Annotated in this window: 18 protein-coding genes; 14 read left to right on the forward strand and 4 right to left on the reverse strand. The window is 71.8% G+C overall.

All coding sequences use genetic code 11. The features are described 5' to 3' along the window. Window positions 1-36: 36 nt before the first annotated feature. Window positions 37-612 (reverse strand): NADAR family protein, encoded by a 576-nt coding sequence (locus tag ACIGAQ_RS35870; RefSeq protein ID WP_399790454.1) that lies wholly within the window; start codon window positions 610-612, stop codon window positions 37-39. A 200-nt stretch (window positions 613-812) separates the two neighbouring features. Here ACIGAQ_RS35870 and ACIGAQ_RS35875 point away from each other — a divergent pair, with 200 nt between their 5' ends. The 7 genes from ACIGAQ_RS35875 to ACIGAQ_RS35905 all read left to right on the forward strand — a co-directional run bounded on the left by ACIGAQ_RS35875 (window position 813) and on the right by ACIGAQ_RS35905 (window position 8,600). Further along, window positions 813-2,348, forward strand: a complete 1,536-nt coding sequence (locus ACIGAQ_RS35875; protein ID WP_399790456.1) for a gamma-aminobutyraldehyde dehydrogenase — start codon at window positions 813-815, stop codon at window positions 2,346-2,348. A gap of 55 nt (window positions 2,349-2,403) precedes the next feature. Beyond that, window positions 2,404-3,651 (forward strand): spermidine/putrescine ABC transporter substrate-binding protein, encoded by a 1,248-nt coding sequence (locus tag ACIGAQ_RS35880; protein WP_399790459.1) that lies wholly within the window; start codon window positions 2,404-2,406, stop codon window positions 3,649-3,651. Further along, complete coding sequence (locus tag ACIGAQ_RS35885; protein ID WP_399790462.1) at window positions 3,648-4,802, forward strand: ABC transporter ATP-binding protein; 1,155 nt, start codon at window positions 3,648-3,650, stop codon at window positions 4,800-4,802. The genes ACIGAQ_RS35880 and ACIGAQ_RS35885 overlap by 4 nt, the downstream gene beginning before the upstream one ends. After that, a complete protein-coding gene (locus tag ACIGAQ_RS35890) occupies window positions 4,802-5,731 on the forward strand; it encodes an ABC transporter permease (protein ID WP_311685272.1) in 930 nt (309 codons plus the stop codon). Before ACIGAQ_RS35885 ends, ACIGAQ_RS35890 begins: the two co-directional genes overlap by 1 nt. Then, on the forward strand, window positions 5,731-6,531 hold the full coding sequence (locus ACIGAQ_RS35895) for an ABC transporter permease (RefSeq protein WP_311685270.1): 801 nt from the start codon (window positions 5,731-5,733) through the stop codon (window positions 6,529-6,531). The genes ACIGAQ_RS35890 and ACIGAQ_RS35895 overlap by 1 nt, the downstream gene beginning before the upstream one ends. 18 nt (window positions 6,532-6,549) lie before the next feature. Beyond that, window positions 6,550-7,968 carry an NAD(P)/FAD-dependent oxidoreductase gene (locus ACIGAQ_RS35900; protein WP_399790466.1) on the forward strand — a complete coding sequence of 473 codons (1,419 nt, stop codon included), beginning with the start codon at window positions 6,550-6,552 and terminating at the stop codon, window positions 7,966-7,968. Between the two features lie 176 nt (window positions 7,969-8,144). Beyond that, window positions 8,145-8,600 carry a hypothetical protein gene (locus ACIGAQ_RS35905; RefSeq protein WP_309096158.1) on the forward strand — a complete coding sequence of 152 codons (456 nt, stop codon included), beginning with the start codon at window positions 8,145-8,147 and terminating at the stop codon, window positions 8,598-8,600. On the opposite strand, the gene ACIGAQ_RS35910 is transcribed toward ACIGAQ_RS35905, so the two are convergent. Further along, the gene (locus ACIGAQ_RS35910) at window positions 8,597-9,286 is read right to left on the reverse strand and encodes a phosphatase PAP2 family protein (protein WP_399790469.1); all 690 of its coding nucleotides are present in this window, start codon (window positions 9,284-9,286) and stop codon (window positions 8,597-8,599) included. The two genes, ACIGAQ_RS35905 and ACIGAQ_RS35910, sit on opposite strands and share 4 nt — an antisense overlap. A gap of 94 nt (window positions 9,287-9,380) precedes the next feature. On the opposite strand from ACIGAQ_RS35910, the gene ACIGAQ_RS35915 reads away from it, so the two are divergent. Beyond that, window positions 9,381-9,983 (forward strand): DinB family protein, encoded by a 603-nt coding sequence (locus ACIGAQ_RS35915; RefSeq protein WP_399790472.1) that lies wholly within the window; start codon window positions 9,381-9,383, stop codon window positions 9,981-9,983. 407 nt (window positions 9,984-10,390) lie between these two features. On the opposite strand, the gene gabT is transcribed toward ACIGAQ_RS35915, so the two are convergent. Further along, window positions 10,391-11,725 (reverse strand): 4-aminobutyrate--2-oxoglutarate transaminase, encoded by a 1,335-nt coding sequence (gabT, locus tag ACIGAQ_RS35920; RefSeq protein ID WP_399790475.1) that lies wholly within the window; start codon window positions 11,723-11,725, stop codon window positions 10,391-10,393. 254 nt (window positions 11,726-11,979) lie between these two features. Between gabT and ACIGAQ_RS35925 the strand changes: the two genes are divergently transcribed. The 3 genes from ACIGAQ_RS35925 to ACIGAQ_RS35935 all read left to right on the forward strand — a co-directional run bounded on the left by ACIGAQ_RS35925 (window position 11,980) and on the right by ACIGAQ_RS35935 (window position 17,486). Further along, window positions 11,980-14,112, forward strand: a complete 2,133-nt coding sequence (locus tag ACIGAQ_RS35925) for an ATP-binding protein (RefSeq protein WP_311688559.1) — start codon at window positions 11,980-11,982, stop codon at window positions 14,110-14,112. Window positions 14,113-14,244: 132 nt separating this feature from the next. Beyond that, window positions 14,245-15,918, forward strand: a complete 1,674-nt coding sequence (locus ACIGAQ_RS35930) for a PucR family transcriptional regulator (RefSeq protein ID WP_399790479.1) — start codon at window positions 14,245-14,247, stop codon at window positions 15,916-15,918. Between the two features lie 122 nt (window positions 15,919-16,040). Next, on the forward strand, window positions 16,041-17,486 hold the full coding sequence (locus tag ACIGAQ_RS35935; protein ID WP_399790482.1) for an aldehyde dehydrogenase family protein: 1,446 nt from the start codon (window positions 16,041-16,043) through the stop codon (window positions 17,484-17,486). A gap of 107 nt (window positions 17,487-17,593) precedes the next feature. On the opposite strand, the gene ACIGAQ_RS35940 is transcribed toward ACIGAQ_RS35935, so the two are convergent. Then, the gene (locus ACIGAQ_RS35940; RefSeq protein WP_399790485.1) at window positions 17,594-20,431 is read right to left on the reverse strand and encodes a glycoside hydrolase family 3 C-terminal domain-containing protein; all 2,838 of its coding nucleotides are present in this window, start codon (window positions 20,429-20,431) and stop codon (window positions 17,594-17,596) included. A 322-nt stretch (window positions 20,432-20,753) separates the two neighbouring features. Between ACIGAQ_RS35940 and ACIGAQ_RS35945 the strand changes: the two genes are divergently transcribed. The 3 genes from ACIGAQ_RS35945 to ACIGAQ_RS35955 are packed head-to-tail and all read left to right on the forward strand — an operon-like array spanning window position 20,754 to window position 24,439. After that, window positions 20,754-22,445: an extracellular solute-binding protein gene (locus ACIGAQ_RS35945; protein ID WP_399790488.1), complete on the forward strand. Its 1,692-nt coding sequence runs from the start codon at window positions 20,754-20,756 to the stop codon at window positions 22,443-22,445. A 27-nt stretch (window positions 22,446-22,472) separates the two neighbouring features. Next, entirely contained in the window at window positions 22,473-23,507 is a 1,035-nt protein-coding gene (locus ACIGAQ_RS35950) for an ABC transporter permease subunit (RefSeq protein ID WP_311688550.1), read from the forward strand. Next, window positions 23,504-24,439: a carbohydrate ABC transporter permease gene (locus tag ACIGAQ_RS35955; RefSeq protein WP_362281703.1), complete on the forward strand. Its 936-nt coding sequence runs from the start codon at window positions 23,504-23,506 to the stop codon at window positions 24,437-24,439. Before ACIGAQ_RS35950 ends, ACIGAQ_RS35955 begins: the two co-directional genes overlap by 4 nt. The last annotated feature ends 73 nt before the right edge of the window (window positions 24,440-24,512 follow it).

Raw genomic sequence — 24,512 nt, forward strand, 5'->3', positions numbered from 1 at the left:
TCACCGAGGGGGGCCGGTCCCGGACCGGCCCCTCACTCATGCCCCGGTCGCCCGCAGCCGCTCCCGCGCCGCCATCAGCGCGAACCCCAGCAGATTCGGCCCCCGCCACCGCTCCGGGTCCATCGCCGCCTCGTCGTCCGCGGCCAGCCCGATGCCCCACACGCGGTCCACGGGGCTCGCCTCGACCAGTACGCGATCGCCCGTGCCCAGCAGGAAGCCCTGCAGCTCCGGATGCGCCCCGAACTTGTGGACGCTGCCCTCCACGACGATCCGGAACCGCTCCCGGGCCCAGACCGCCTCGTCGAACCCGCGCACCAGCCGCCCGGCCTTCTTCGCCTCGGCGGGATGCCCGGCGGCCAGCACGGCACGCTCGGCCGCCGCGTCCTCGAAGAGGCGGGCCTTGCCGGCCATCATCCAGTGCTCGGCCGTCGCGTACTGCACGCCGTCCACCGTGAACGGCGACGGCCACCACTGGCTCAGGCAGCTCGGCCCGATCCGGCCGTCCGGCCGCGGACGGTGCCCCCAGAAGTGCAGATACCTGATACCGGCGCCCGCGCGGACCGCCCTGATCAGGGCCTCCCGCGAGTCGACCGCCCCCGTGATCTTCTCCATGCACGCGAGTCTGGCACGCACCACGGACACAGCGTCCCGCCTTTTCCCGGCGGACTCGACACCTGGTCGACAGATTCCGTCGCGTAACCAAAAATCAACAACGGAATCACTTGTTGGAGTCCCATCCCTCTGTCAGGATCGGCACTCAAATCGAGCCTGAGCCACGCCGGCCCCATCATGGGGACACGGAGGAGAGCGACATGCACAACCCGGGCAACGCCACCCCCGACCGATTCCCGGCCGAGGAGCGCTTCCAGCAGGGCGCGCAGTACATCGCGGGCCGCCTCACCAGGGGCACCTCCGGCCGTACGCACGCGGTCGTCGACCCGGCGTCGGGCGAGGAGGTCCTGCGTTACGAGCTGGCGGGCACGGCCGACGTCGACCGGGCCGTCGCCGCGGCCCGCGAGGCCTTCCCCGGCTGGGCGGGCACCACCCCCGGCGAGCGGTCCGACGCCCTGCACCGGTTCGCCGCGGTCCTGGCCGACCGGGCGGAGGACTTCGCCCGCGCGGAGTCGCTCCAGTGCGGCAAGCCGCTGAAGCTGACCCGCGAGTTCGACGTCCCCGGGACGATCGACAACACGGCCTTCTTCGCCGGTGCCGCCCGGCATCTGCAGGGGCGGTCCGCGGGCGAGTACTCCGGCGACCACACCTCGTACGTCCGGCGCGAGCCGATCGGGGTCGTCGGGTCGATCGCGCCCTGGAACTACCCGCTGCAGATGGCCGCCTGGAAGATCCTCCCGGCGATCGCGGCGGGCAACACCATCGTGCTGAAGCCCGCCGAGCTCACCCCGCTGACCTCGCTGCTCTTCGCGCAGGCGGCCACCGACGCCGGAATCCCGGACGGCGTGATCAACATCGTCACCGGCACGGGCAGGGAGGCCGGGGAGCACCTCGTCGGCCACCCCGACGTGGCCATGACCTCCTTCACCGGCTCCACCGCCGTCGGCAAGCGCGTCGCCGAGGTCGCCACCGCCACGGTCAAGCGCCTCCACCTGGAGCTCGGCGGCAAGGCGCCCTTCGTGGTCTTCGACGACGCCGACCCGGAGGCCGCCGCCCACGGCGCCGTCGCCGGTGCGCTCATCAACACCGGGCAGGACTGCACGGCCGCCACGCGCGCGTACGTGCAGCGGCCGCTGTACGACGCCTTCGTGGAGCGGACGGCGGCGCTCATGGAGACGGTCCGGCTCGGCGACCCGTTCGCCGCCGGCACCGACCTGGGCCCGCTGGTCTCGCACGCGCAGCGCGACCGGGTCGCCGGCTTCGTCGACCGGGCGCGCGGCTACGCGCGCGTGGTGACCGGCGGTGAGGTACCGGGGGGCGAGCTCGCCAAGGGTGCGTACTACCGGCCCACCCTGATCGCCGACGCGGCCCAGGACAGCGAGGTCGTCCAGTCCGAGATCTTCGGACCGGTCCTGGTCGTGCTGCCGTTCGACACCGACGACGAGGGCATCGCCCTCGCCAACGACACCCCGTACGGGCTGGCCGCCTCCGCCTGGAGCCGGGACGTGTACCGGGCCAACCGGGCCACGCGCGAGATCAAGGCCGGCTGCGTGTGGGTCAACGACCACATCCCGATCATCAGCGAAATGCCGCACGGCGGCTACAAGTCCTCCGGCTACGGCAAGGACATGTCCGCGTACTCGTTCGAGGAGTACACCCAGATCAAGCACGTCATGTTCGACAACACCGCGGTGGCCGCCAAGGACTGGCACCGCACCGTCTTCGGGGACCGCTAGCCGTATCAGGCCGCCCGACCAGCGGCCGCCCACCCTCCGAAAGGGCACCACGCGCATGGAGCAGTACGAGCCCGACCGCCTGTCCGCGGCCCAAGTGGCCGCGATGCGGCGCAGCATCACCAACGGCAGGGCCGCCCTCACCCGGCGGTCGCTGCTGCGCGCCTCCGCGGGCGGCGCGCTCGCCGTCGGCGGTCTCGGGACACTGAGCGCCTGCGGCATCCCGGCGGCCGGTCAGTCGCAGGGCGGCGTCCCGGCCGAGGACCGCTCGGCCAAGGAGAAGACCGTGAACTTCTCCAACTGGACCGAGTACATGGACGTCGACGACAGCGGCAAGCACCACCCCACGCTGGAGCAGTTCACCGAGCGCACCGGCGTCAAGGTCAAGTACACCGAGGACATCAACGACAACAACGAGTTCTTCGGCAAGATCAAACCGCAGCTCGCCGCGGGCCAGGACACCGGCCGCGACCTGATCGTCCTCACCGACTGGCTGGCCGCCCGCCTCATCCGCCTGGGCTGGGTGCAGAAACTCGACGCGAGCAACCTGCCGCACGCCTACGCCAACCTGTCCGCCCAGTTCCGCAACCCCGACTGGGACCCGGGCCGCGCCTACTCCTACGTCTGGCAGGGCATCTCGACGGTCATCGCGTACAACAGGAAGGCCCTCGACGGCGTCGAGGTGACGTCGATCTCCGACCTGCTCGACAACCCGAAGCTCAAGGGCCGCGTCGGCTTCCTGTCGGAGATGCGCGACAGCGTCGGCATGACCCTGCTCGACATGGGCAAGGACCCGGCCGACTTCACCGCCGACGACTACGACGCGGCCATCGCCCGGCTGCAGAAGGCCGTCGACAAGGGCCAGATCCGCCGCTTCACCGGCAACGACTACACCTCCGACCTGACCAGCGGGGACTTCGCGGCCTGCGTCGCCTGGGCCGGGGACGTCGTCCAGCTCAAGGCGGACAGCCCCGACATCGACTTCCTGATCCCCGACAGCGGCTACATGACGTCCACGGACAACCTGCTCGTCCCCAACAAGGCCCGGCACAAGACGAACGCCGAGCGGCTCATCGACTTCTACTACGAGCCGAAGCCGGCCGCCGAACTGGCCGCGTACATCAACTACGTGTGTCCCGTCGACGGCGTGAAGGCCGAGCTGGCGAAGATCGACGAGGACGCGGCGAACAACCCGCTGATCATCCCCGACAAGGCCATGGCGGCCAAGTCGCACGCCTTCCGCTCGCTGAGCTCGAAGGAAGAGACCGAGTTCGAAGAGAAGTTCGCGAAGCTGACGGGGGCGTGACCACCATGACGAACACGACGGACCCCAGCGGCGACGTCCGCCTCACGGGCATCAGCAAGACCTACGGCTCCTTCACCGCCGTCCACCCGCTCGACCTGACCGTCCCGCAGGGCTCCTTCTTCGCCCTGCTCGGCGCCTCCGGCTGCGGCAAGACCACCACCCTGCGCATGATCGCCGGGCTGGAGGAACCCTCCGCCGGCACCGTCTTCCTCGGCGACCAGGACGTGACGGCCCTGCCGCCGTACCGGCGGCCGGTGAACACGGTCTTCCAGTCCTACGCCCTCTTCCCGCACCTCGACATCTTCGAGAACGTCGCCTTCGGCCTGCGCCGGCGCGGCCTGAAGTCGGTGAAGAAGCAGGTCGAGGAGATGCTGGAGCTGGTCCAGCTCGGCGAGCAGGCCCGCAAGAAGCCGCACCAGCTCTCCGGCGGCCAGCAGCAGCGCGTCGCCGTGGCCCGCGCGCTGATCAACCACCCCAAGGTGCTCCTGCTCGACGAGCCGCTCGGCGCCCTTGACCTGAAGTTGCGCCGCCAGATGCAGCTGGAGCTCAAGCGCATCCAGACCGAGGTCGGCATCACCTTCATCCACGTCACGCACGACCAGGAGGAGGCCATGACCATGGCCGACACGGTCGCCGTGATGAACGGCGGCCGCGTCGAGCAGCTCGGCACACCCGCCGACCTGTACGAGAACCCGCGCACCACGTTCGTCGCCAACTTCCTCGGCACCTCCAACTTCATCGAGGCCGAGGTCGACTCCCGCAGCGGCGAGGACATCGTGCTGAAGGCGGGCGGCGGCAAGCTCGTCCTGCCCGAGGCGCGCTGTGCGGCGCCCACGACCACCGGCGGCAAGGTGCTGGTCGGGGTCCGCCCGGAGAAGATCTCCCTCACTCACGCGGACGACGCCGGCGAGATCCCGGAGGGCCGCAACCGCATCACCGGCCGGATCGCGGACTCCAGCTTCATCGGCGTCTCGACGCAGTACGTCGTCGACAGCCCGGTCTGCCCGGACTTCGAGGTCTACGCCCAGAACATCGACCGCGACCCCCGGCTCGTGCCCGGCACCGAGGTCGTCCTGCACTGGAACCCGGCCCACACCTTCGGCCTGGACGCCGCCCAGGACGCCGAGGCCGGAGTGGAAGAGGCGGCCTGATGTCGACACTCACCGAGGCGCCACCGCCGCTCACCCCGCAGGCGCCCGAAGCGAAGCCGCCCAGGCGCCGGGGCCGCCTGACCCCGTACTGGCTGCTGCTGCCCGGCATGCTCTGGCTGGTCGTCTTCTTCGCGCTGCCGATGATCTACCAGGCCTCCACCTCCGTGCAGACGGGCTCCCTGGAGACGGGTTACGAGGTCACCTGGCACTTCGCCACCTACTGGGACGCGCTGTCGGCCTACTGGCCGCAGTTCGTCCGCTCGGTGCTCTATGCCGGTACCGCCACGATCCTGTGCCTGCTGCTCGGCTACCCGCTCGCCTATCTGATCGCCTTCCGGGCGGGCCGCTGGCGGAACCTGATCATGATCCTGGTGATCGCGCCGTTCTTCACCAGCTTCCTGATCCGCACCCTGGCCTGGAAGACGATCCTCGCGGACGGCGGCCCGCTCGTCGGCGCGCTCAACTCGCTGCACGTGCTGGACGTGACCAGCTGGCTGGGCCTGACCGCGGGCGACCGTGTGCTGGCCACGCCGCTGGCGGTCATCTGCGGTCTGACGTACAACTTCCTGCCGTTCATGATCCTGCCGCTGTACACCTCGCTGGAGCGCATCGACGGCCGGCTCCACGAGGCCGCCGGCGACCTGTACGCCCGGCCCTGGACGACCTTCCGCAAGGTCACCTTTCCGCTGTCGATGCCGGGTGTCGTCTCCGGCACCCTGCTGACCTTCATCCCGGCGACCGGTGACTACGTCAACGCCGACCTGCTCGGCTCGACCGACACCCGCATGGTCGGCAACGTCATCCAGACGCAGTTCCTCAGAGTGCTCGACTACCCGACGGCCGCGGCGCTCTCCTTCATCCTCATGGCGGCCATTCTCCTCATGGTCACTTTCTACATCCGCAGGTCCGGGACGGAGGATCTGGTCTAATGCCCTTCGTCAACTGGCTCAAGAGACATCTCGTCGTCATCGCGGGACTCTTCACGCTCGCCTATCTGCTGCTGCCGAACGTCATCGTGACGGTGTTCTCCTTCAACAAACCGAAGGGGCGCTTCAACTACGAGTGGCAGCGGTTCTCGCTGGACGCCTGGAAGGACCCGTGCGGCGTCTCCGACCTGTGCGGCTCGCTGTCGGTCAGCCTCCAGATCGCCTTCTGGGCGACCCTCGGCGCCACGCTCCTGGGCACGCTGATCGCGTTCGCCCTGGTCCGCTACCGGTTCCGCGCCCGCGGCGCCGTGAACTCGCTGATCTTCCTGCCGATGGCGATGCCCGAGGTGGTCATGGCCGCCTCGCTGCTCACCCTGTTCCTGAACATGGGCGCGCAGCTCGGTTTCTGGACGATCCTCATCGCGCACATCATGTTCTGCCTGAGTTTCGTGGTCACGGCCGTGAAGGCGCGCGTGATGTCGATGGACCCGAAACTGGAGGAGGCGGCACGGGATCTGTACGCCGGCCCGTTCCAGACCTTCGTCCGGGTCACCCTGCCGATCGCGGCACCGGGTATCGCGGCCGGTGCGCTGCTCGCCTTCGCGCTCTCCTTCGACGATTTCATCATCACCAATTTCAACGCCGGTTCGACCGTCACGTTCCCGATGTTCGTCTGGGGCTCGGCGCAGCGCGGAACGCCCGTCCAGATCAATGTCATCGGTACGGCCATGTTCATCGTCGCCGTACTGTTCGTCCTGATCTCCATGGTCATCGGAAATCGCCGCAACAGACAAAAGGCATAACCGTAGGGAGTTGAAATCATGGCCCCTGGCGCCATGAATCGGTGGACTCATTCGCTCTCCGACGCCCAGCCGGTCGCGTACTGGCTGGACGACCCCGGCCGGCCCCGCCCCGAACCCGCCCTCACCACCTCCGAGACCTGTGACCTGCTGGTCGTCGGCGGCGGCTACAGCGGCCTGTGGACGGCGCTGATCGCCAAGGAGCGCGACCCGCGGCGGGACGTGGTGCTGGTGGAGGGCCGCGAGGTGGGCTGGGCCGCCTCGGGCCGCAACGGCGGGTTCTGCGCCGCCTCCCTCACCCACGGCCTGCCCAACGGCCTCACCCGCTGGCCGGACGAGATCCACACGCTCCAGCGGCTGGGCGCCCGCAACCTCGACGCGATCGAGGCGGCGGTCGCCCGGCACTCCATCGACTGCGACTTCGAGCGCACCGGCGAGATCGACGTCGCCACCGAGCCCTACCAGGCGCGGGAACTACGCGAGTGGCACGAGGAGACGACCCGCCGCGGCCTGGCCGAGGGCGTCGAGTACCTGGACGCCGACGCCGTACGGGAGCAGGTGAACTCACCCACGTTCCAGGCGGGCCTGTGGGACCGCAGGGGCGTCGCCATGCTGAACCCGGCGAAGCTCGCCTGGGGCCTGAAGCGGGCCTGTCTCGCCCTGGGCGTCCGCGTCCACGAGCACACGCCCGCGCTGGACCTGAAGCCCTACGGCGCGGGCATGGCCGTCCGCACCCCCTACGGCCGGATCCGCGCCCGCCGGGTCGCCCTCGGCACCAACATCTTCCCCAACCTGGTCCGCCGCGTGCGCTCCTACACCGTCCCGGTCTACGACTACGCCCTCATGACCGAGCCGCTCACCGACGACCAGCTGGCCTCCATCGGCTGGAAGAACCGCCAGGGCCTCGGCGACAGCGCCAACCAGTTCCACTACTTCCGCCTGTCCGCCGACAACCGGATCCTCTGGGGCGGCTACGACGCGATCTACCCCTACGGCGGCCGCGTCCGCGCCGAGTACGACGACCGGCCCGAGACCTACGCCAAGCTCGCCGGGCACTTCTTCACCTGCTTCCCGCAACTGGAGGGCGTGCGCTTCTCCCATGCCTGGGGCGGCGCCATCGACACCTGCTCCCGCTTCTCGGCGTTCTTCGGCACGGCCCACCAGGGCAAGGTGGCCTACGCGGCCGGGTACACGGGCCTCGGCGTCGGGGCCACCCGGTTCGGCGCCGAGGTGATGCTGGACCTGCTGGCGGGGGAGCGCACCGAGCGGACCGAGCTGGAGATGATCCGCAGGAAGCCGCTGCCGTTCCCGCCCGAGCCGTTCGCCTGGACGGGCATCGCCCTCACCAAGTGGTCGCTGGCCCGCGCGGACGCGCAGGGCGGGCGCCGCAACCTGTGGCTGCGGACGATGGACCGACTCGGTCTGGGCTTCGACAGCTGAGCCGACGGACCCGCCCCGCCGACCCGGCCCGGCGGGTGTGAGCCGGTTCACTCCGACGAGGCGGTGGAACCCGCGTAATGACCCCGGGGAGACCCCCTTCTCCCTCGTGGTGCCCCCGTGCACGCAGCGCGCGTCCACGGGATCCACGAGCTTCACGAGAGAAGGGGGTCCTCCTCATGACAGGGGCCAAGACGGCGGTCGAGTGGCTCGCATCCGTCGCACCCGATCCCGAGGCCTGCCGCTGGGAGTGGGAGCGCAACCCGCTCGGGGTCGCGCTGCTGCCGGCCGGCAGCGCCTGGGACGTGCTCATCCTGCCCGGGGAACTCGGTTACGCCACGCTCGACGTGCTCAGCCGCGTCCTCGACCAGCCGGGCCCGGTGCTCGTCGACTTCGGCGACGCCCGCATGGGGTTCTTCGTACCGCCCGGCACCGCGGCCCGCTGGCTCGGCACGGGCATCCGCACGGCGGGCGCCGGCACCTGGATCGTCGTGCCGTACCCGGGCCGGTCGTCACCGGGCGGCGTGCGCTGGCTGGTCCCGCCGGACGGCTCGGGCCTGCTGACGGATCCCGCCCTGCTGGAACTGGCCATGCACGAGGCGGCGGCCGGCCTGGCCACGGAGAACGGTGACTAGGCCGTGTCCGCCCCACGGGGCTGCTCGGACGGCGCCGTTCGGCGGAGGAACAGCCAGAGCGACGACAGCAGCACCGCGCACAGACACCAACTGCCCGCCACGTCCAGGGGCCAGTGGTAGCCGCGGCGGACCAGGCCGTAGCTCACGCCGAGCACGAGGGCGGCGCAGACGGCGATCAGGACGCGGCGGGCCAGGGCGGTGCGCAGCCACGGGAGCAGCAGCAGGGTCGCGCCGCCGTAGGCGACGGCGGCCGTGGCGGTGTGACCGGAGGGGTAGTAGCCGGTGCCCGGGGGGACGACCGGCGGGCCCGGGCGGTCGGTGAGTTCCTTCAGCGGGACGACCAGCGCCGGGACCAGCGCCATGAGCAGGGCGGCGGCCGCCACCGGCAGCCACCAGCGGCCGGTGCCGTCGCGGCGGCCGCGCACGGCGACGTACCCGAGGGCGACGGCGAGGACCGGGACCGCCACTGCGACGTCGCCCAGGTCCGACAGCAGCTCGGAGAAGCGGTCGGGGACGAGCAGCACCCGGCTGAACCGCTCGTCGAGCCGCAGCAGCGGGCCGTCGGCGACGACCTGCCAGGTGATCAGGGCGAACAGCAGGGCGGGAAGGCCGAGCAGCGGGACCAGGGTGCCGGGGCGCACACGGGACGGGGCGTCTTCCCGGTGCGCCTGTGCGGAGATCGGCATGGGGACAGCTTGGCACGAGCGCGGACGTCCTCCCGTCGCCCGTGGCCGCCGCGGCCCGGGGCCGGTGTCGGTGCCCGGTGCGAGACTGCCCGGCATGACCGCACCCCACGCCAAGGCGGACCTGCTCCGCTACCTGCAGGAAGCCCGGGACGCGCTGCTCTGGAAGCTGGAAGGCCTCTCCGAGTACGACGTCCGCCGCCCGCTCACCCCGACCGGGACCAACCTGCTCGGCCTGGTCAAGCACGTCGCCGGGGTGGAGCTCGGGTACCTCGGCGACACGTTCGGACGGCCCTACTTCGAGACGGAACCGCCGCCGCCCTGGTGGTACACGCGGGACGCCGAGCCCAACGCGGACATGTGGGCCACGGCGGAGGAGTCACGCGAGCAGATCACCGGGCTCTACCGGCAGGCGTGGCGGCACTCCGACCGGACGGTCGAGGCGCTGGACCTGGAGGCGACCGGGCAGGTGCCGTGGTGGCCGCAGGAGCGGCGGGAGGTGACGCTGCACCACGTGCTGGTGCGGGTGATCTCCGACACGCAGCGGCACGCCGGCCACGCGGACATCGTGCGCGAGCTCATCGACGGCAGCGCCGGCCTGAACCCTGCCGCGGACAACCTGCCGGCGGGCGACCGGGCGTGGTGGGACCGGCACCGGGCCCGGCTGGAGCGGGCCGCGCGGGAGGCCTCGGACGGCTGAGCGTCAGGAAGAGAAGAGGAAAGAAGGAGGTCGGCCGCCCCGGAACAGGGGGGTGGTTCCGAGGCGGCCGCTGGACCGGAACGTCGCGCGCCCCGGGGGGTTTGGGGCGGGCGACCGTCCGATCGGTGAGGAGATCCAGAGCCTCAGGCTCCGGTTGTGTGCGCGAGGGCACGACCAGGTCGAAGCTGGGGAGGCCCCGGCCTGATGTCACCCACAGTCCCCTGTGGGCGGGGTGTATCTCTCATCTGGGTAGAACCTACGACAGGGGCAGGGCGGAGGACAGGCCGCAGGGCGCCCTGTCATCCACCTCGCACACCTTCTTCACACGCTCTGCCGCTCGCCGCCCCGGTAGCGGAACCGGGGCGGCTCACCTGCCCCGACGGGGGCTCAGATGCGCGTCAGGAGGGTCAGATGCGGGCGAAGCCCTGCTCGATGATGTCGAGGCCCTCGTTCAGCAGGTCCTCGCCGATCACCAGCGGCGGCAGGAAGCGGAGGACGTTGCCGTAGGTGCCACAGGTCAGGACCAGCAGGCCCTCCTGGTGGCAGGCCTTGGCCAGTGCGGCGGTCGCCTCCGGGTTCGGCTCCTTGGTGGCGCGGTCCTTGACCAGCTCGATGGCGATCATCGCGCCGCGGCCGCGCACGTCGCCGATGATGTCGAACTTCTCCTGCATGGCCGAAAGGCGCGCCTTCATCACGGCCTCGATGTTCTGGGCCCTGGCGTTGAGGTTGAGCTCGCGCATGGTCTCGATCGCGCCCAGCGCGCCCGCGCAGGCGACGGGGTTGCCGCCGTACGTACCGCCCAGACCGCCCGCGTGCGCGGCGTCCATGATCTCGGCACGCCCGGTCACGGCCGCGAGCGGCAGGCCGCCGGCGATGCCCTTGGCGGTCGTGATCAGGTCCGGGACGATCCCCTCGTCCTCGCACGCGAACCACTGGCCCGTGCGGCAGAAGCCGGACTGGATCTCGTCGGCGACGAAGACGATGCCGTTGTCCTCGGTGAACTTCCGGATCGCCGGCAGGAAGCCCTTGGCCGGCTCGATGAAGCCGCCCTCGCCGAGCACCGGCTCGATGATGACCGCGGCGACGTTCTCGGCGCCGACCTGCTTGCTGATCTGGTCGATCGCCTGGGCGGCGGCCTCGGGGCCGGCGTTCTCGGGACCGGTCGGCCAGCGGTAGCCGTAGGCGACGGGCACCCGGTACACCTCGGGCGCGAACGGCCCGAAGCCGTGCTTGTACGGCATGTTCTTCGCGGTGAGCGCCATCGTCAGGTTGGTGCGCCCGTGGTAGCCGTGGTCGAACACGACGACGGCCTGCCGCTTGGTGTAGGCCCGGGCGATCTTCACCGCGTTCTCGACGGCCTCGGCGCCGGAGTTGAACAGCGCGCTCTTCTTGGCGTGGTCACCCGGGGTGAGCTCGGCGAGCGCCTCGGCGACCTCGACGTAGCCCTCGTACGGCGTGACCATGAAACAGGTGTGGGTGAAGTCGGCGAGCTGGGCCGACGCCCGGCGTACGACGGCCTCGGCGGAGGCGCCGACGGACGTCACGGCGATGCCCGAGCCGAAGTCGATCAGGCGGTTGCCGTCGACGTCCTCGATGATCCCGCCGCCCGCGCGCGCGGTGAAGACGGGCAGCACGGAGCCCACGCCCTGCGCGACCGCGGCGGTGCGGCGGGCCTGCAGCTCCTGCGACTTCGGGCCGGGGATGGCGGTGACGACACGACGCTCCTGCGGCAGTGCGCTCATGCGGGGCTCCTGGGGGTGGTGCGGACGGACCTGTACAGACACTGTGACTTCTTTTCCCGCAGGCTAGGGCGGGGGGAGGGGGGTGGGCATGCTCCATGTGGGCGTTGTCGGCCCGGCGGCTTGTCCGGGGTGGACATGGCACTCTCGGCCACCCGTGCCCACGACGCGGCCGCGTAAGCGGTGAACTCCCCAGGGGAGGGCGTTAGATTGGCTCGCTGATGGTGGACGGAGCGGCTGGTCAGGGGGCAAGGGCGATGGACAGCGACGGGACGCAGGAGGCCCGGGGCACGCATGCGAACCCGGTACCGCGTCCGGCGGGGCCGCCGGAGGTGCCTTCGATGCCTCCCCGGCCGCCCCGGGCACCGGCGACCCCGCCGCTGCCGGACGGCTCGGCCTTCCTCGCCTGGCTGCGCACGCCCCGGCCCGAGGCCGCGCCGGGCGTGTGGCGGTTCGGGCACCGGCCGCGGCCCGCGGAGGAGCTCGACGTCACGCCCACCCGGCAGCTGCTGAGCGGAGCGGTGATCGCGTTCCTGGTGGGCTGGCTGATCTGGTCGCTGCTGCAGAACGGATACCTCGGCAACTGGTGGTGGGTGCCGTTCGACCTGATCGTCCCCGACGCCTGGCGCGGCGCCGACAGCGATCTCGGCGAGACCGGCACGTTCCTGGTCTACCGGGGGTACGAGCTCCTCGTCGCCCTGGCGATCATGGTCGGTGTGGCCCGGCTCGGCCGCTGGGGCGAGGTCTGGCGCCGTTTCGTCGCCGCGCGCTTCCGCCGGCCCGAAGCGCAGGCCGACCCGACGGCCCCCCAGGACGACCCGGCCCAGTGGAACGAGCTGCGCGCCGCCGGAGCCGTCGACGCGGCCGAGCGGCTCGCCGCCGACGCCCGCTCCGGGCTCATGCGGGACGTCGACCACGCCCGGATCCAGCGGGCCTGGCAGGGGGTGCGCACCGGACGGCACAGCCTCGCCACCTTCAGCGGTGCCGTGCTGAAGGACGGCGCCGCCGCCTGTCTGCACCCCTCCGGAGAGCGCGACCTGCCCACCCGGCTGGCCCGGCACGACCTGCTCACCGGACAGGTACGGCTCGGCACCACCGTGGACGACGTCCGCAACCCGTACACCTACCGCGGCGCCGGGCTCGCCCTGGGACCCGACCTGCTGGGCACCTCGCTCGTCGCCGTCGGCCCCGCCGGTTCCGGTAAGACCGGGACCGTCGTGCGGCCCCTCGCCGAGTCGTTGTGTCTGCATGCCCTGGCCGGGCGGGCCGCCGTCGTGGTGGTCGGGGGGGCCGGGGCGGGGCTCGGCCCGGCCGACGCGTACGACGTCGTCGTGCGGATCGGCCATCAGGACTCGGAGTACGACCTCGACCTGTACGGCGGCACCGGCGACCCGGACGAGGCCGCGGCCGTGCTCGCCGAGGGCCTGGTCGGGGACCTCGCCGATCCGCACCCGGGCAGCGACACCCGGCGCTCCACCACCGTCCTCGCCCAGCTGCTCGGACCGTTCCGTGCCGTGCACGGGCGTTTCCCCTCCGTACCGGAGCTGCGGCAGCTGCTGGACGGGGCGCCGGGGCCGTTCGCCGCGCTGCGGCAGGGGCTGCAGGAGTCCGGGCAGGAGTCGCTGCTGCGGGAGCTGGACGCCCGGGAGCGGCAGATGGGGCAGCCCGGGGACGTCGGCGGGGTGCTCGCCGACCGGGTCGCACTGCTCGACCGGCCCGCCTTCGCCGGGTTCTTCGACACCTCCGGCCAGTCCCGGCCCTTCACGCTGAAAGCCCTCGACCACCCCGTGCGGGTCCGCATCGACCTGCCCGAGCGCGGGCACGCCGACGCCTCCCGGATGCTCGCGCGGCTGGTGCTCGCCCAGTTCACGGCCAGTGTCGCTGTACGCGAGGACCGGTCGCTGTTCGCCTGCCTGGTGCTCGACGACGCGACCGGCGTGATCACGCCCGAGGCCGTGCGCGGCATCCAGCGGCTGCGGTCCGGCAACGCCGGTGTGGTGCTGACCCTGCGCACGCTCGACGACGTGGCCCGGCCCCTGCGCGGGCCGCTGCTCGGCGCCACCGGGTGCCGGATGGCGCTGGCCGGGCTCACGCCCTGGGACGGGCAGGACTTCGCCGAGGTGTGGGGCAAGGAGTGGACCGAGGCCCGCGACGTCACCGACCGGCAGATCATCGCCGAGACCCCGGCCGGCAAGGCGCTGCACGCGGTCCGGCGGGTGATCACCGGCAAGGCGCCGACCGCCCGGGCGGTCACCGTCCGGCAGGTCGAGCGCGAGCGCTGGTCCGCCTCGGAGCTGGCCCACGGCGTGCCGGCCGGGCACGCGGTGCTGTCGCTGACCACCGTGCAGGGCGAGCACGCACCGCCCCTGCTGGTGAACCTGCGGGGCTGAGATCCCACGGGCTGTGTGGCCGGCGCGGTACGCCGGGACCGTACGGTGAGGCAGAATCGTCACAGGTCGTTCATACGCGGCGGCCAAAAGACCACAACGCCCACACAGCCCTGACGCAGACCTGAAGGCCTCATGCCCCCGACGCTCGCCTCGCTCGTCCACCACTCCGCGCTGAAGCTGACCGTGCGGGCGGGCGAGGACCGCCTCGACGTGCCAGTCCGCTGGGCGCACGTCAGCGAGCTCGCCGACCCGGTGCCCTACATGGAGGGCGGGGAGCTGCTGCTGATCACGGCGCTCAAGCTGGACGCCGAGGACCCGGAGGCCATGCGGCGCTACGTGCGACGGCTGGCCGGCGCCGGAGTGGTCGGGCTCGGCTTCGCCGTCGGCGTCAACTACGAGGAGATCCCCGAGGCGCTCGTCACCGCGGCCGAGGAGGAGGGCCTGCCGCTGCTGGAGGTCCCGCGCCGGACCCCGTTCCTCGCCATCAGCAAGGCCGTCTCCGCCGCGATCGCCGCCGACCAGTACAAGGCCGTCACGGCCGGGTTCGCCGCCCAGCGGGAGCTGACCCGGCAGGCGCAGACCGGCGGTCCGGAGGGGCTGCTGGCCGCGCTGGCCGCGCAGGTCGACGGCTGGGCGGCGCTGTACGACGCGTCGGGCGCCGTCGTCGCCGCGGCTCCCGAGTGGGCCGGGCGGCGGGCGGCACGGCTCACCGGCGACGTGCAGCGGCTGCGGGACCGGCCCGCGCCGGCCTCGTCGGTGGTCGGCGGGCCGGAGAACGAGGACCGGGTCGAGCTGCACACCGTGGGCACCGGCCGGCGGCCCCGCGCGGCGCTCGCCGTGGGCACCGCCGCCACCCTGGGCACCGCCGAGCGGTACGCCGTCCACTCGGCCATCGCCCTGCTGACCCTGACCACGGAACGCTCCCGGTCCCTCCAGGCGGCCGAGCAGCGGATCGGGGCCGCGGTGCTGCGCATGCTGCTGGCCGGGGAGCCGGACCACGCGCGGGCGGTCGCCGGGGACCTGTACGGCGGGCTGCTGGACGCGCCGTTCCGGATGCTGGTCGCCGAGCGGGTGCCGGTGTCCGCATCGGCGGCGCTGGCCCGGGCCGAGGGCCGCGCCGCCGCCCCCGCCCCCGACCGGTCCTCCGCCGCCGCGCTCGCCGCGGCCGACCCGGGCGGCGACCCCCTCGCGGCGCTCGCCGACGTGATGGAGTCCGCGGCGGCCCGGGCCGGCGAGGCCGTGCTGGTCGTGCCGGAGGGGGAGCGGCTGGTGGTGCTGGCCGCGGACGGCGGCGCCGCGGCGGCGGCCTGCGCGGAGTACGCGGCCGCCCTGGAGACGGCCCGGACCGGCGTGCGCGAGAAGGTGCCCGGCGGCGAGGAGGACGAGCTCGTCGTGGGCCTGTCCGCACCGGCCGGGCCCATCGCCGCGTCGGCCGCGTACAAGCAGGCCGAGCAGGCCCTGTCCGTGGCCAGGCGGCGCGGACGCGTCCTGGTGGAGCACGAGCAGATGGCGGCCGGATCCGTACTGCCGCTGCTCGCGGACGACGCCGTACGAGCCTTCGCGGACGGCGTGCTGCGCCCGCTGTACGAGCACGACGCCACGGGCCGCGGCGACCTGGTCGCCTCCCTGCGCGCCTGGCTGTCCCGGCACGGCCAGTGGGACGCGGCCGCGGCCGACCTCGGCGTCCACCGCCACACCCTGCGCTACCGCATGCGCCGCGTCGAGGAGATCCTGGGCCGCTCCCTGGACGACCCGGACGTGCGGATGGAGCTCTGGCTGGCGCTGAAGGCCACCAGCACCGACTAGCCAAACCGTAGTGTCCCGGGGCGCCACTGCTACGTGCCGGACAAGCGCCCTTCGGCCACTCCGCCCCTACGGTGGGTCCCGTACGACTGGATCACCCCCAACGCCGAAGGGCCGGAACGAACATGACCTCCACCCACGCCTTCTGGCTCGCCGGCCGCCAGGCCACCGGCGAGGACACCTTCGACGTCACCTCCCCGTGGGACGGACGGCTCGTGGGCAAGGTGAGCGTGCCGACCGACGCGCAGGTCGAGGAGGCCGTCGCCGCCGCCCACGCCGTGCGCGACGAGTTCGCCGCCACCCCGGCGCACGTGCGCGCCGCCGCCCTCGACCACGTCAGCAAGCGCCTCGCCGAGCGCACCGAGGAGATCGCGCGGCTGATCTCCGCCGAGAACGGCAAGCCCATGAAGTGGGCGCGCGGCGAGGTCGGCCGGGCCGTGTCGGTGTTCCGCTTCGCGGCCGAGGAGGCCCGGCGGTTCAACGGCGGCGAGGCCCAGCGCCTCGACACCGACCTCGGCGGCCAGGGCCGCCTCGCCCTCACGCGCCGCTTCCCCAAGGGTGTCGTGCTGGGCATCGCGCCCTTCAACTTCCCGCTGAACCTGTGCGCCCACAAGGTCGCCCCGGCCATCGCCGCCGGCGCTCCGATCATCCTCAAGCCGGCCCCCGCGACCCCGTTGTCCGGCCTGATCATCGGCGACCTGCTGGCCGAGACGGAGCTGCCCGCCGGCTCCTGGAGCATCCTGCCGGTCGCCAACGACAAGATGCCCGCACTGGTGCAGGACGAGCGCCTGCCCGTGATCTCGTTCACCGGCTCCGAGAAGGTCGGCTACGCGATCATGGACTCGGTGCCGCGCAAGCACTGCACCCTGGAGCTGGGCGGCAACGGCGCGGCCGTCGTCCTCGCCGACTGGGCGAGCGACGAGGACCTGGACCGGGCGGCGAACCGCATCGCCACCTTCTCCAACTACCAGGGCGGCCAGTCCTGCATCTCCGTCCAGCGCGTGATCGCCGACGCCTCGGTGTACGACCGGCTGCTGCCGCGCATCGTCGCCGCCGTCGAGGCCCAGGTCACCGGCGACCCGAGCGACGACAGCACGGACGTCGGCCCGCTGGTCAGCGAGGAGGCCGCCCGGCGCGTCGAGAAGTGGGTGCAGGAGGCCGTGGACGCCGGTGCCCGGCTGCTCACCGGCGGCAAGCGCGACGGTGCCTCCTACGCGCCGACCGTCCTGGCCGAGGTCCCCGCCGACGTGACGATCTCCTGCGAGGAGGTCTTCGGGCCGGTCCTCACCGTGCAGAAGGTGGACGGCGAGGCCGAGGCCTTCGCCGCCGTCAACGACTCCAAGTACGGCCTGCAGGCGGGCGTGTTCACGCACGACCTGCAGACCGCCTTCCGCGCCCACCGGGCCCTGGAGGTCGGCGGCGTGGTCATCGGGGACGTGCCGTCCTACCGCGCCGACCAGATGCCGTACGGCGGCGTGAAGCAGTCGGGCGTGGGCCGCGAGGGCGTGCGCTTCGCCATGGAGGACTACACCTACGAGCGCGTGATGGTCCTCGCCGGCATCACCCTCTGACCCCCTCTGGCTTATGGGAACCATTTTCACATAAGCTCTGTGCAGAGGCCCGGCACCGATGCCTTCCGGTGCCGGGCCTCTGCTGTGCGCCGGCCTGTTCCGGACCCTCAACCGGAGAAGCCGACGTGCGCGAGCCGCAGCGGGCCGCGCAGCCTCAGGCGCACGTCGTGGACGCCGGCGGCGGCGACGACGGCGACGAGCGGGACGTAGTCGTACGGGCCCGCCGTGGGTGCCGCGGTCGACAGCGCCGCGAGCACCGGGCCGCCGTCCAGGGACAGTTCGACCGTGCCCGAGCCGGACACCTCGAACGTCACCCCGGTGATGCCGCTCCCGAAGTCGCAGGCGCGGTAGACGAGTTCGCCTCCGGCCGGATCCGCCGGCGTCACCGCGTCGCCCGACACCTTCGTCCGGTCGACGATCTCGATGCCGTGCTGCTCGTCGAAGGAGGCCGCGGCCAGGCCGTCGGTGACGACCGCGCGTGGCAGGGCCGGCTCGCCGGGCAGCGTGACGGTCGTCCGCAGCCGGACGTCCTCGCTGGACGCCCCCACCAGGAGCTCGTGCGCGCCCGGCTCCACCCGCCACCGCCCCCGGGCCACGTCCCAGAGGGCGAAGGCGGACAGCGGGACGTCGAAGCGCAGCTCGGCCGTCGCACCCGGGGCGAGCGTGATCCGCCGGTGGTCCAGCAGTTCGCGCCGCGGGCGGGGGACGGCGGGGTCGACGGCCCGGCCGTAGAGCTGGGCGACCTCGTCGGCGGTGACCGCGCCGGTGTTGGTGACGGAGAAGGAGACACGCACCGACCCGTCCTGCGTCCGGGCCGTCAGACCGGCGTAGGAGAACGAGGCGTAGGACAGCCCGTGTCCGAAGGGGAACAGGGGGGTGCCCTCGAAGTAGAGGTACGTCTGGCGGCTGCCGATCACGTCGTAGTCGAGCAGGTCCGGCAGGTCGGCGTCGGAGGCGTACCAGGTCTGCGGGAGCCGGCCGGCGGGGGAGACGTCACCGGCCAGGACCCGGGCCAGGGCGGTGCCGGCCGCCTGGCCGCCGTGCGCGGTCCACAGCACGGCCGGCAGGTCCGCCGGGTCGACGGCGTAGGGGTAGGCGGAGACCAGGGCGAGCACGGTGGCCGGGTTCGCCGCGCGGGCCGCCCGCAGCAGCCGCTCCTGGTGGCCGGGGAGGCGGAGCGTCGTACGGTCCTCGGTCTCGCGGCCGTTGAGGTGCGGGTCGTTGCCCGCCACGACCACCACCACGTCGGCCGCCGCGGCGGCCCGTGCCACCGCCTCCTCGCCCCGCTCGGCGACGACCAGTTCGAAGACCTCGGGATCCTCGTCGGCAACCTTCACGCCGTCGGCGGAGACACAGACGTGGCGACCGGTTCCCAGGTGCCTGAGGAGGTGCCCGTTCCCGTGCGGTTCCAGGCCGAACGTCTCCTGCACGACCCAGCCGCCCGGCTGGTCGGCGGCGGCGCGGACGTACCCGTCCCCGGCGACCGAGAGGTAGCGTCCGTCGGGTGCCCGCAGGGTCAGCACGCCCTCGCCCCAGTCGACGAGCGCCAGTTCCGTGCCGGCCGCGTCGGTGGTGAGCGCGGGCAGGTCGGTGCGGCCCGCGAGCAGGGCCGGGTCGAGGGCACCCTCGGCGCCGCGCACCACGTCGGCGGCGTCCCCGGCCACCGGTACGTGCAGGAACGCGCCCGACGCGGTCCGCAGCCGGACCCGGTCCACGCCCTCGGCGAACTCCACCCGATCCGCCCCGAACCGTTCGTACAGGCCCTCCAGCGGCGTCGAACGGTGGATGAGGGTGCCGCTGTACCAGTCGAGCTTGCACTCGTCGGCCAGGAGCCCCACCACGGCGACGCGGGTGCCGGGGGCCAGCGGCAGCAGCCCGTCGTTCTTCAGCAGCACGATCGCCTGCTCGGCGGCCTCCTGCGCGAGGGCGCGGTGCCCGGGGGTGTCGAACGCGGCCGTCGCCTCGTGCGGGTCGTCCCGCGGGTCGAACTCGCCGAGCCGGAAGCGGACCGAGAGCTGGCGGCGGACGGTCGTGTCGAGGTCCGCCTCCGTCAGCAGGCCGCGCTCCAGGGCACCGCGCAGCCGCGCGGTGATCCGCGAGGAGTCCGTGCCGTGGTCGGTGAAGCTGTCGACGCCCGCCACGAGCGAGGCGGCGGTCGCCTCCTCGTGCGTGTCGAAGTAGTGCTCGGAGTCGACCAGGTTGCTCGGCGCGCCCGCGTCCGAGCAGACCAGCAGCTCCTGGCCGGTCCAGGTGCGCAGGTGCTCGCGCAGGTACGGGGACACGTGGTTGGGGCGGCCGTTGACCAGGTTGTAGGCCGGCATCACCCCGGCCACCGCGCCCGCCTGCACCGTGTCGCGGAAGGCCCGCAGGTCGTACTCGTGGAGCACGCGCGGGCGCACCGAACTCGACGTGGTGGAGCGGTCCGTCTCGTTGTTGTGGGCGAGCCAGTGCTTCAGCACGGGCGCGGTGCGCCAGTACACCGGGTGGTCGCCGCGCAGGCCGTGCGTGTAGGCGGTGGCGATCGCCGAGGTCAGCTTCGGGTCCTCCGAGTAGCCCTCCTCGTTGCGGCCCCACAGGGGGTGGCGCAGCAGGTTCACCGTAGGGGCCCACACGTTGAGGCCGACCCGGTCGTCCTTGGCGCGCATGGCACGGGCCTCCCGGGACACGGCGTCGCCGACCCGTCGTACGAGGTCGGCGTTCCAGGTCGCGCCGAGCCCGACGGCCTGCGGGAACACCGTCGCCGGGCCCATCCAGGCGACGCCGTGCAGGGCCTCCTGGCCGGTGCGGAACGCGGCGATCCCGAGCCGTTCGACGGCGGGCGCGAACTGGTGCAGGAAGGAGATCTTCTCGTCGAGGGTGAGCCGTCCCAGCAGGTCGTCGACGCGTTCCGCGAAGGGCAGCCGCGGGTCGCGGAAGGGCGCGGTGGGTGGCGTGTGTGCGGTCACGTGGGGATCCCTTGCACTGAATCGGCGAGGCGCTTTCGAAGCGCTTCGATGCTCATTCGACGACAGGTCGGGTGTCAAGGGATCGGCATCATCACTTCAAGCGGTGCACGGGGAAAGGGCTTACCGGGGACGGGAGGAACTTTGGGAACGACCCTTGTGCACCCTGGGGCGTTCACTTAACCTCGCAGCAACATCGAAGCGCTTCGACTGGGTGACCGGGTGCAGCGGTCGAAGTCCCGCTTCAGCTCAGCCAGTTCCACTCGAGACACCGCAGCCGACGGCCCCCGCCGGGTGTCCTGGTGTGCCATGAAGGGTTGACGCAATGACGCCGAACGCCGCCTCCGCCTCCTCGGGACCGAGCCGGAGAAGTTTCCTCGCCTCCACGGCGGTCGCCACCGCAGCGGTCGCGGGCGGGGTGCCCCTGCTCGCCGCGTGCGGCGGATCGGACAGCGGAACGCGGGACGGCACCACCTCGGGCAAGGACGCCGAGAAGATCCTGCCCGCCTTCGTGGCGAGCAACGTGGTGAAGCCGGACATCCCGTCGAGGAACGGCTCGGCCATCGGATTCACCGGCAAGCTGGACCTCGCCACCCTCAAGACCTCGGTCCCGAAGCAGCTCGGCAAGGGCGGCAAGGTCACCGTCATGGCGCCGTTCTGGGGCTCGCCGCCGAAGCAGGGCAACGCCTACTACACGGCGATGAACGACCTGATCGGCGTCGACGTCGTCTGGCAGAACCAGGACGGCAACACCTACGACCAGAAGCTCGGCGCGGTCCTCGCCTCCAGCGACGTCCCGGACGTGGTGGTCGTCCCGGGGTGGAACATGGGCGGCAAGATACCCAGCGCCATCATCAGCAAGTTCGCCGACCTCGGCCCCTACCTGTCCGGGGACGAGGTCAAGCGGTACCCGAACCTCGCCGCGATCCCGACCGACGCCTGGCGGCGTTCCATCTTCGGCGGCAAGCTGCGCGGCCTGCCCATGCCGGCGCCGTCCGCCCCCTCCATGGTGCCCCTGTACCGGCAGGACGTCTTCGAGAAGGAGGGCTACGAAGTCCCGAAGTCCTGCGACGAGTTCATGGCGCTGGCCAAGGAGATCACCAACGCCCGGGCCAGGCGGTGGGCCTGCCTGGACATGAAGTGGACCGCCTTCCAGGCCTTCGGTGTGCTCTCCGGCAGCGAGAAGCCACTCGGCTGGAACCTCGTCGACGGCAAGCTCGTCAACCGCATCGAGACCGAGGAGTTCCTCGAAGCCCTGGAGTGGTCCCGCAAGCTCTTCGCCGCCGGGGTCGTCCACCCCGACTCGAAGATGGGCAAGAACGCCCCCGACGCCGGCCCGAAGTTCGCGGCGGGCGAGTTCCTGATCTACCCCAACAACATCTCCCAGTGGTGGGGCCGCACCGCCGAACAGGCCGCGCAGAACCCCGAGTTCAAGATCTGGGGCATGGACGTCTGGGGCCACGACGGAGGCGAGCCCGTCCTGTGGGCCGATCAGCCCGCCGGCATCTTCGCCTTCGTCAACAAGAAGGCCTCCGAGTCGGTCGTGCGCGACGTGCTGGCCGTCGCCAACGTCACCGCGGCGCCGTACGGCACCAAGGAGTACATGATGACCAACTACGGCGTCGAAGGCACCCACTACACCGTCAAGGACGGCGTCCCCGTCAAGACCGACAAGGGCAACATCGAGGTGATGAACGCCTACGTCATGGTCGCCTCTCCCGCCGCGACCCTCGCACACCCCGACTTCCCCGAGGTCGCCAAGGGCCAGGTCGAGTGGCAGCAGCGGATGGGCGCGTTCGCCAGGAAGTCCGCCTTCTGGGGCATGCAGATCACCGAGCCCGCCCGGTACACCAACCTCACCAACGACGTCGAGCAGTTGGAGGACGACATCGTCCGCGGCCGGAAGAAGATCGGCGACATGCAGCAGTTCGTCTCCGACTGGAAGAGCAAGGGCGGCGACGAGCTGCGCGACTGGTACCGGAAGCTCCTCGACGAGAACGGCTCGGCGGCGAGCTGACCCGGCCCTGAGGCAAGGAGAACAGCCGTGTCGCACAGCACGGTGCCTCGGAGCGGTACCGAGGCCGCAACGCCCGAGAAGACCCCGGCGGCGTCCGCCGACGCCACCGGTTCCCCGGAGAAGCCACCCGAGGGCGGGCTCGGCCTCCGGCACCGGTTCCGACGCGATCGCGCCCTGATCCTCATGACCCTGCCGGCCGTCCTGCTGGTGCTGGTCTTCAACTACCTGCCCATCCTCGGCAACGTCGTCGCCTTCCAGGAATACGACCCCTACATCAGCGACAACGGCGTCGTCTCCATCCTGAACAGCCCCTTCGTGGGTCTGGAGAACTTCCGGCGGATCGTCGAGGACTCGGCCTTCTGGAACGCCGTCGAGAACACGCTGGTGCTGTTCTTCGTCCAGCTCGTGCTGTTCTTCCCGATCCCGATCCTGCTCGCGCTGCTCATCAACAGCGTGGTCCGGCCCCGCGTGCGGGCCGTCGCGCAGGCGGTGCTCTACCTGCCGCACTTCTTCTCGTGGGTGCTGGTCATCGCCGTCTTCCAGCAGATGTTCGGCGGCGCGGGCATGCTCTCGCAGCTGCTGCGGCAGAACGGGTACGACGGCATCGACATCATGACCAACCCGGACACCTTCGCCTTCCTGCTCACCGCGCAGAGCGTGTGGAAGGACGCCGGGTGGGGGATCATCGTCTTCCTCGCCGCCCTGGCCTCGGTGTCCCAGGACCACTACGAGGCGGCCGCGATGGACGGCGCCGGACGCTGGCGCCGCATGTGGCACGTCACGCTGCCCGCGCTGCGCCCGGTGATCGCGCTCCTGCTGGTGCTGCGCGTCGGTGACGCGCTGACCGTCGGGTTCGAGCAGATCCTGCTGCAACGCGACGCCGTCGGACCGGGAGCGGGGGAGGTCCTCGACACCTTCGTGTGGTGGAACGGCGTGCGCAACCAGGACTTCGGCTACGCGGCCGCCGCGGGTCTGATCAAGGGCGTGGTCAGCATCGGCCTGGTCCTCGCCGCGAACAAGGTGGCCCATCTCATGGGCGAGCAGGGGGTGTACAAGAAGTGAGCGCCGTCGTCGGCAAACCGGTGGACAAGCCGCGCCCGTGGGCCGCCCCGCCCCGCCCCGCGTGGGAGGAGGAGCCCTCGAAGGCCGGTCTCGCGGGCAAGGGCATCGCCCTGTCGTTCGCCTGCCTGGCGATCCTCTTCCCGCTGTGGATCGTCATCGTCACCAGCCTCTCCTCACGGAAGACCATCGACGAGGCGGGCGGCCTGGTGCTGGTGCCCGAGGGCATCACCTTCATCGCGTACCGGGAGCTGCTCAGCGGCGGCCAGGTCACCCGCGCCGCGGTCATCAGCGTCCTCGTCACCCTGGTCGGCACGCTGTTCTCGATGGCGGTGTCCGTGCTGTGCGCCTACGGCCTGTCCCGCAGCGGGTCCCTCGGCCACCGCTGGATCCTGATGACGCTGCTGGCGACCATGTTCTTCAGCGCCGGCCTCATCCCCACGTACCTGCTCGTGCAGTCCCTCGGGCTGACGGACAGCTATCTCGCGCTGATCCTGCCGAGCGCGGTGAGCGTCTTCAACATCCTCGTGCTGCGCGGCTTCTTCATGGGCATCTCGCAGGAGCTCGTCGACAGCGCGCGCATCGACGGTGCCGGGGACTTCCGCATCCTCCGGCAGATCGTCATGCCGCTGTCCCGGGCCGTCCTCGCGGTGATCACGCTGTTCTACGCCGTGGGCTACTGGAGTGCGTGGTTCAACGCGTCGCTCTACCTGAACGACCAGGACATGATGCCGTTGCAGAACGTGATGATCCAGCTCGTGCAGAAGCAGGAGGCGCCGGTCGGTCTCGGCCAGGCCATCAAGACGGGTCAGTTGTCGGGGCTGGCGGTGCAGATGGCGGTCATGGTGATGGCCTTGCTGCCGGTCGCCGTGCTGTCGCCCTTCGTCCAGCGGCACTTCAAGAAGGGGATGCTGACGGGCGCGGTGAAGGGCTGACGCCCCCGGGCTGTCCGTCGCCGTCCGTGTGCGGCCTTCGCCGTGGTCGATCGCGCAGTTCCCCGCGCCCCTT

Source organism: Streptomyces sp. NPDC085932, assembly GCF_044540525.1.
GTDB classification, from domain to species: domain Bacteria; phylum Actinomycetota; class Actinomycetes; order Streptomycetales; family Streptomycetaceae; genus Streptomyces; species Streptomyces levis.

Bases quoted from the DNA above. Each gene is read 5' to 3' on its own strand.
- ACIGAQ_RS35870 (WP_399790454.1), bottom strand. From the start codon at position 612: ATGGAGAAGATCACGGGGGCGGTCGACTCGCGGGAGGCCCTGATCAGG.
- ACIGAQ_RS35875 (WP_399790456.1), top strand. From the start codon at position 813: ATGCACAACCCGGGCAACGCCACCCCCGACCGATTCCCGGCCGAGGAG.
- ACIGAQ_RS35880 (WP_399790459.1), top strand. From the start codon at position 2,404: ATGGAGCAGTACGAGCCCGACCGCCTGTCCGCGGCCCAAGTGGCCGCG.
- ACIGAQ_RS35890 (WP_311685272.1), top strand. From the start codon at position 4,802: ATGTCGACACTCACCGAGGCGCCACCGCCGCTCACCCCGCAGGCGCCC.
- ACIGAQ_RS35895 (WP_311685270.1), top strand. From the start codon at position 5,731: ATGCCCTTCGTCAACTGGCTCAAGAGACATCTCGTCGTCATCGCGGGA.
- ACIGAQ_RS35900 (WP_399790466.1), top strand. From the start codon at position 6,550: ATGGCCCCTGGCGCCATGAATCGGTGGACTCATTCGCTCTCCGACGCC.
- ACIGAQ_RS35905 (WP_309096158.1), top strand. From the start codon at position 8,145: ATGACAGGGGCCAAGACGGCGGTCGAGTGGCTCGCATCCGTCGCACCC.
- ACIGAQ_RS35910 (WP_399790469.1), bottom strand. From the start codon at position 9,286: ATGCCGATCTCCGCACAGGCGCACCGGGAAGACGCCCCGTCCCGTGTG.
- ACIGAQ_RS35915 (WP_399790472.1), top strand. From the start codon at position 9,381: ATGACCGCACCCCACGCCAAGGCGGACCTGCTCCGCTACCTGCAGGAA.
- gabT (WP_399790475.1), bottom strand. From the start codon at position 11,725: ATGAGCGCACTGCCGCAGGAGCGTCGTGTCGTCACCGCCATCCCCGGC.
- ACIGAQ_RS35925 (WP_311688559.1), top strand. From the start codon at position 11,980: ATGGACAGCGACGGGACGCAGGAGGCCCGGGGCACGCATGCGAACCCG.
- ACIGAQ_RS35930 (WP_399790479.1), top strand. From the start codon at position 14,245: ATGCCCCCGACGCTCGCCTCGCTCGTCCACCACTCCGCGCTGAAGCTG.
- ACIGAQ_RS35935 (WP_399790482.1), top strand. From the start codon at position 16,041: ATGACCTCCACCCACGCCTTCTGGCTCGCCGGCCGCCAGGCCACCGGC.
- ACIGAQ_RS35945 (WP_399790488.1), top strand. From the start codon at position 20,754: ATGACGCCGAACGCCGCCTCCGCCTCCTCGGGACCGAGCCGGAGAAGT.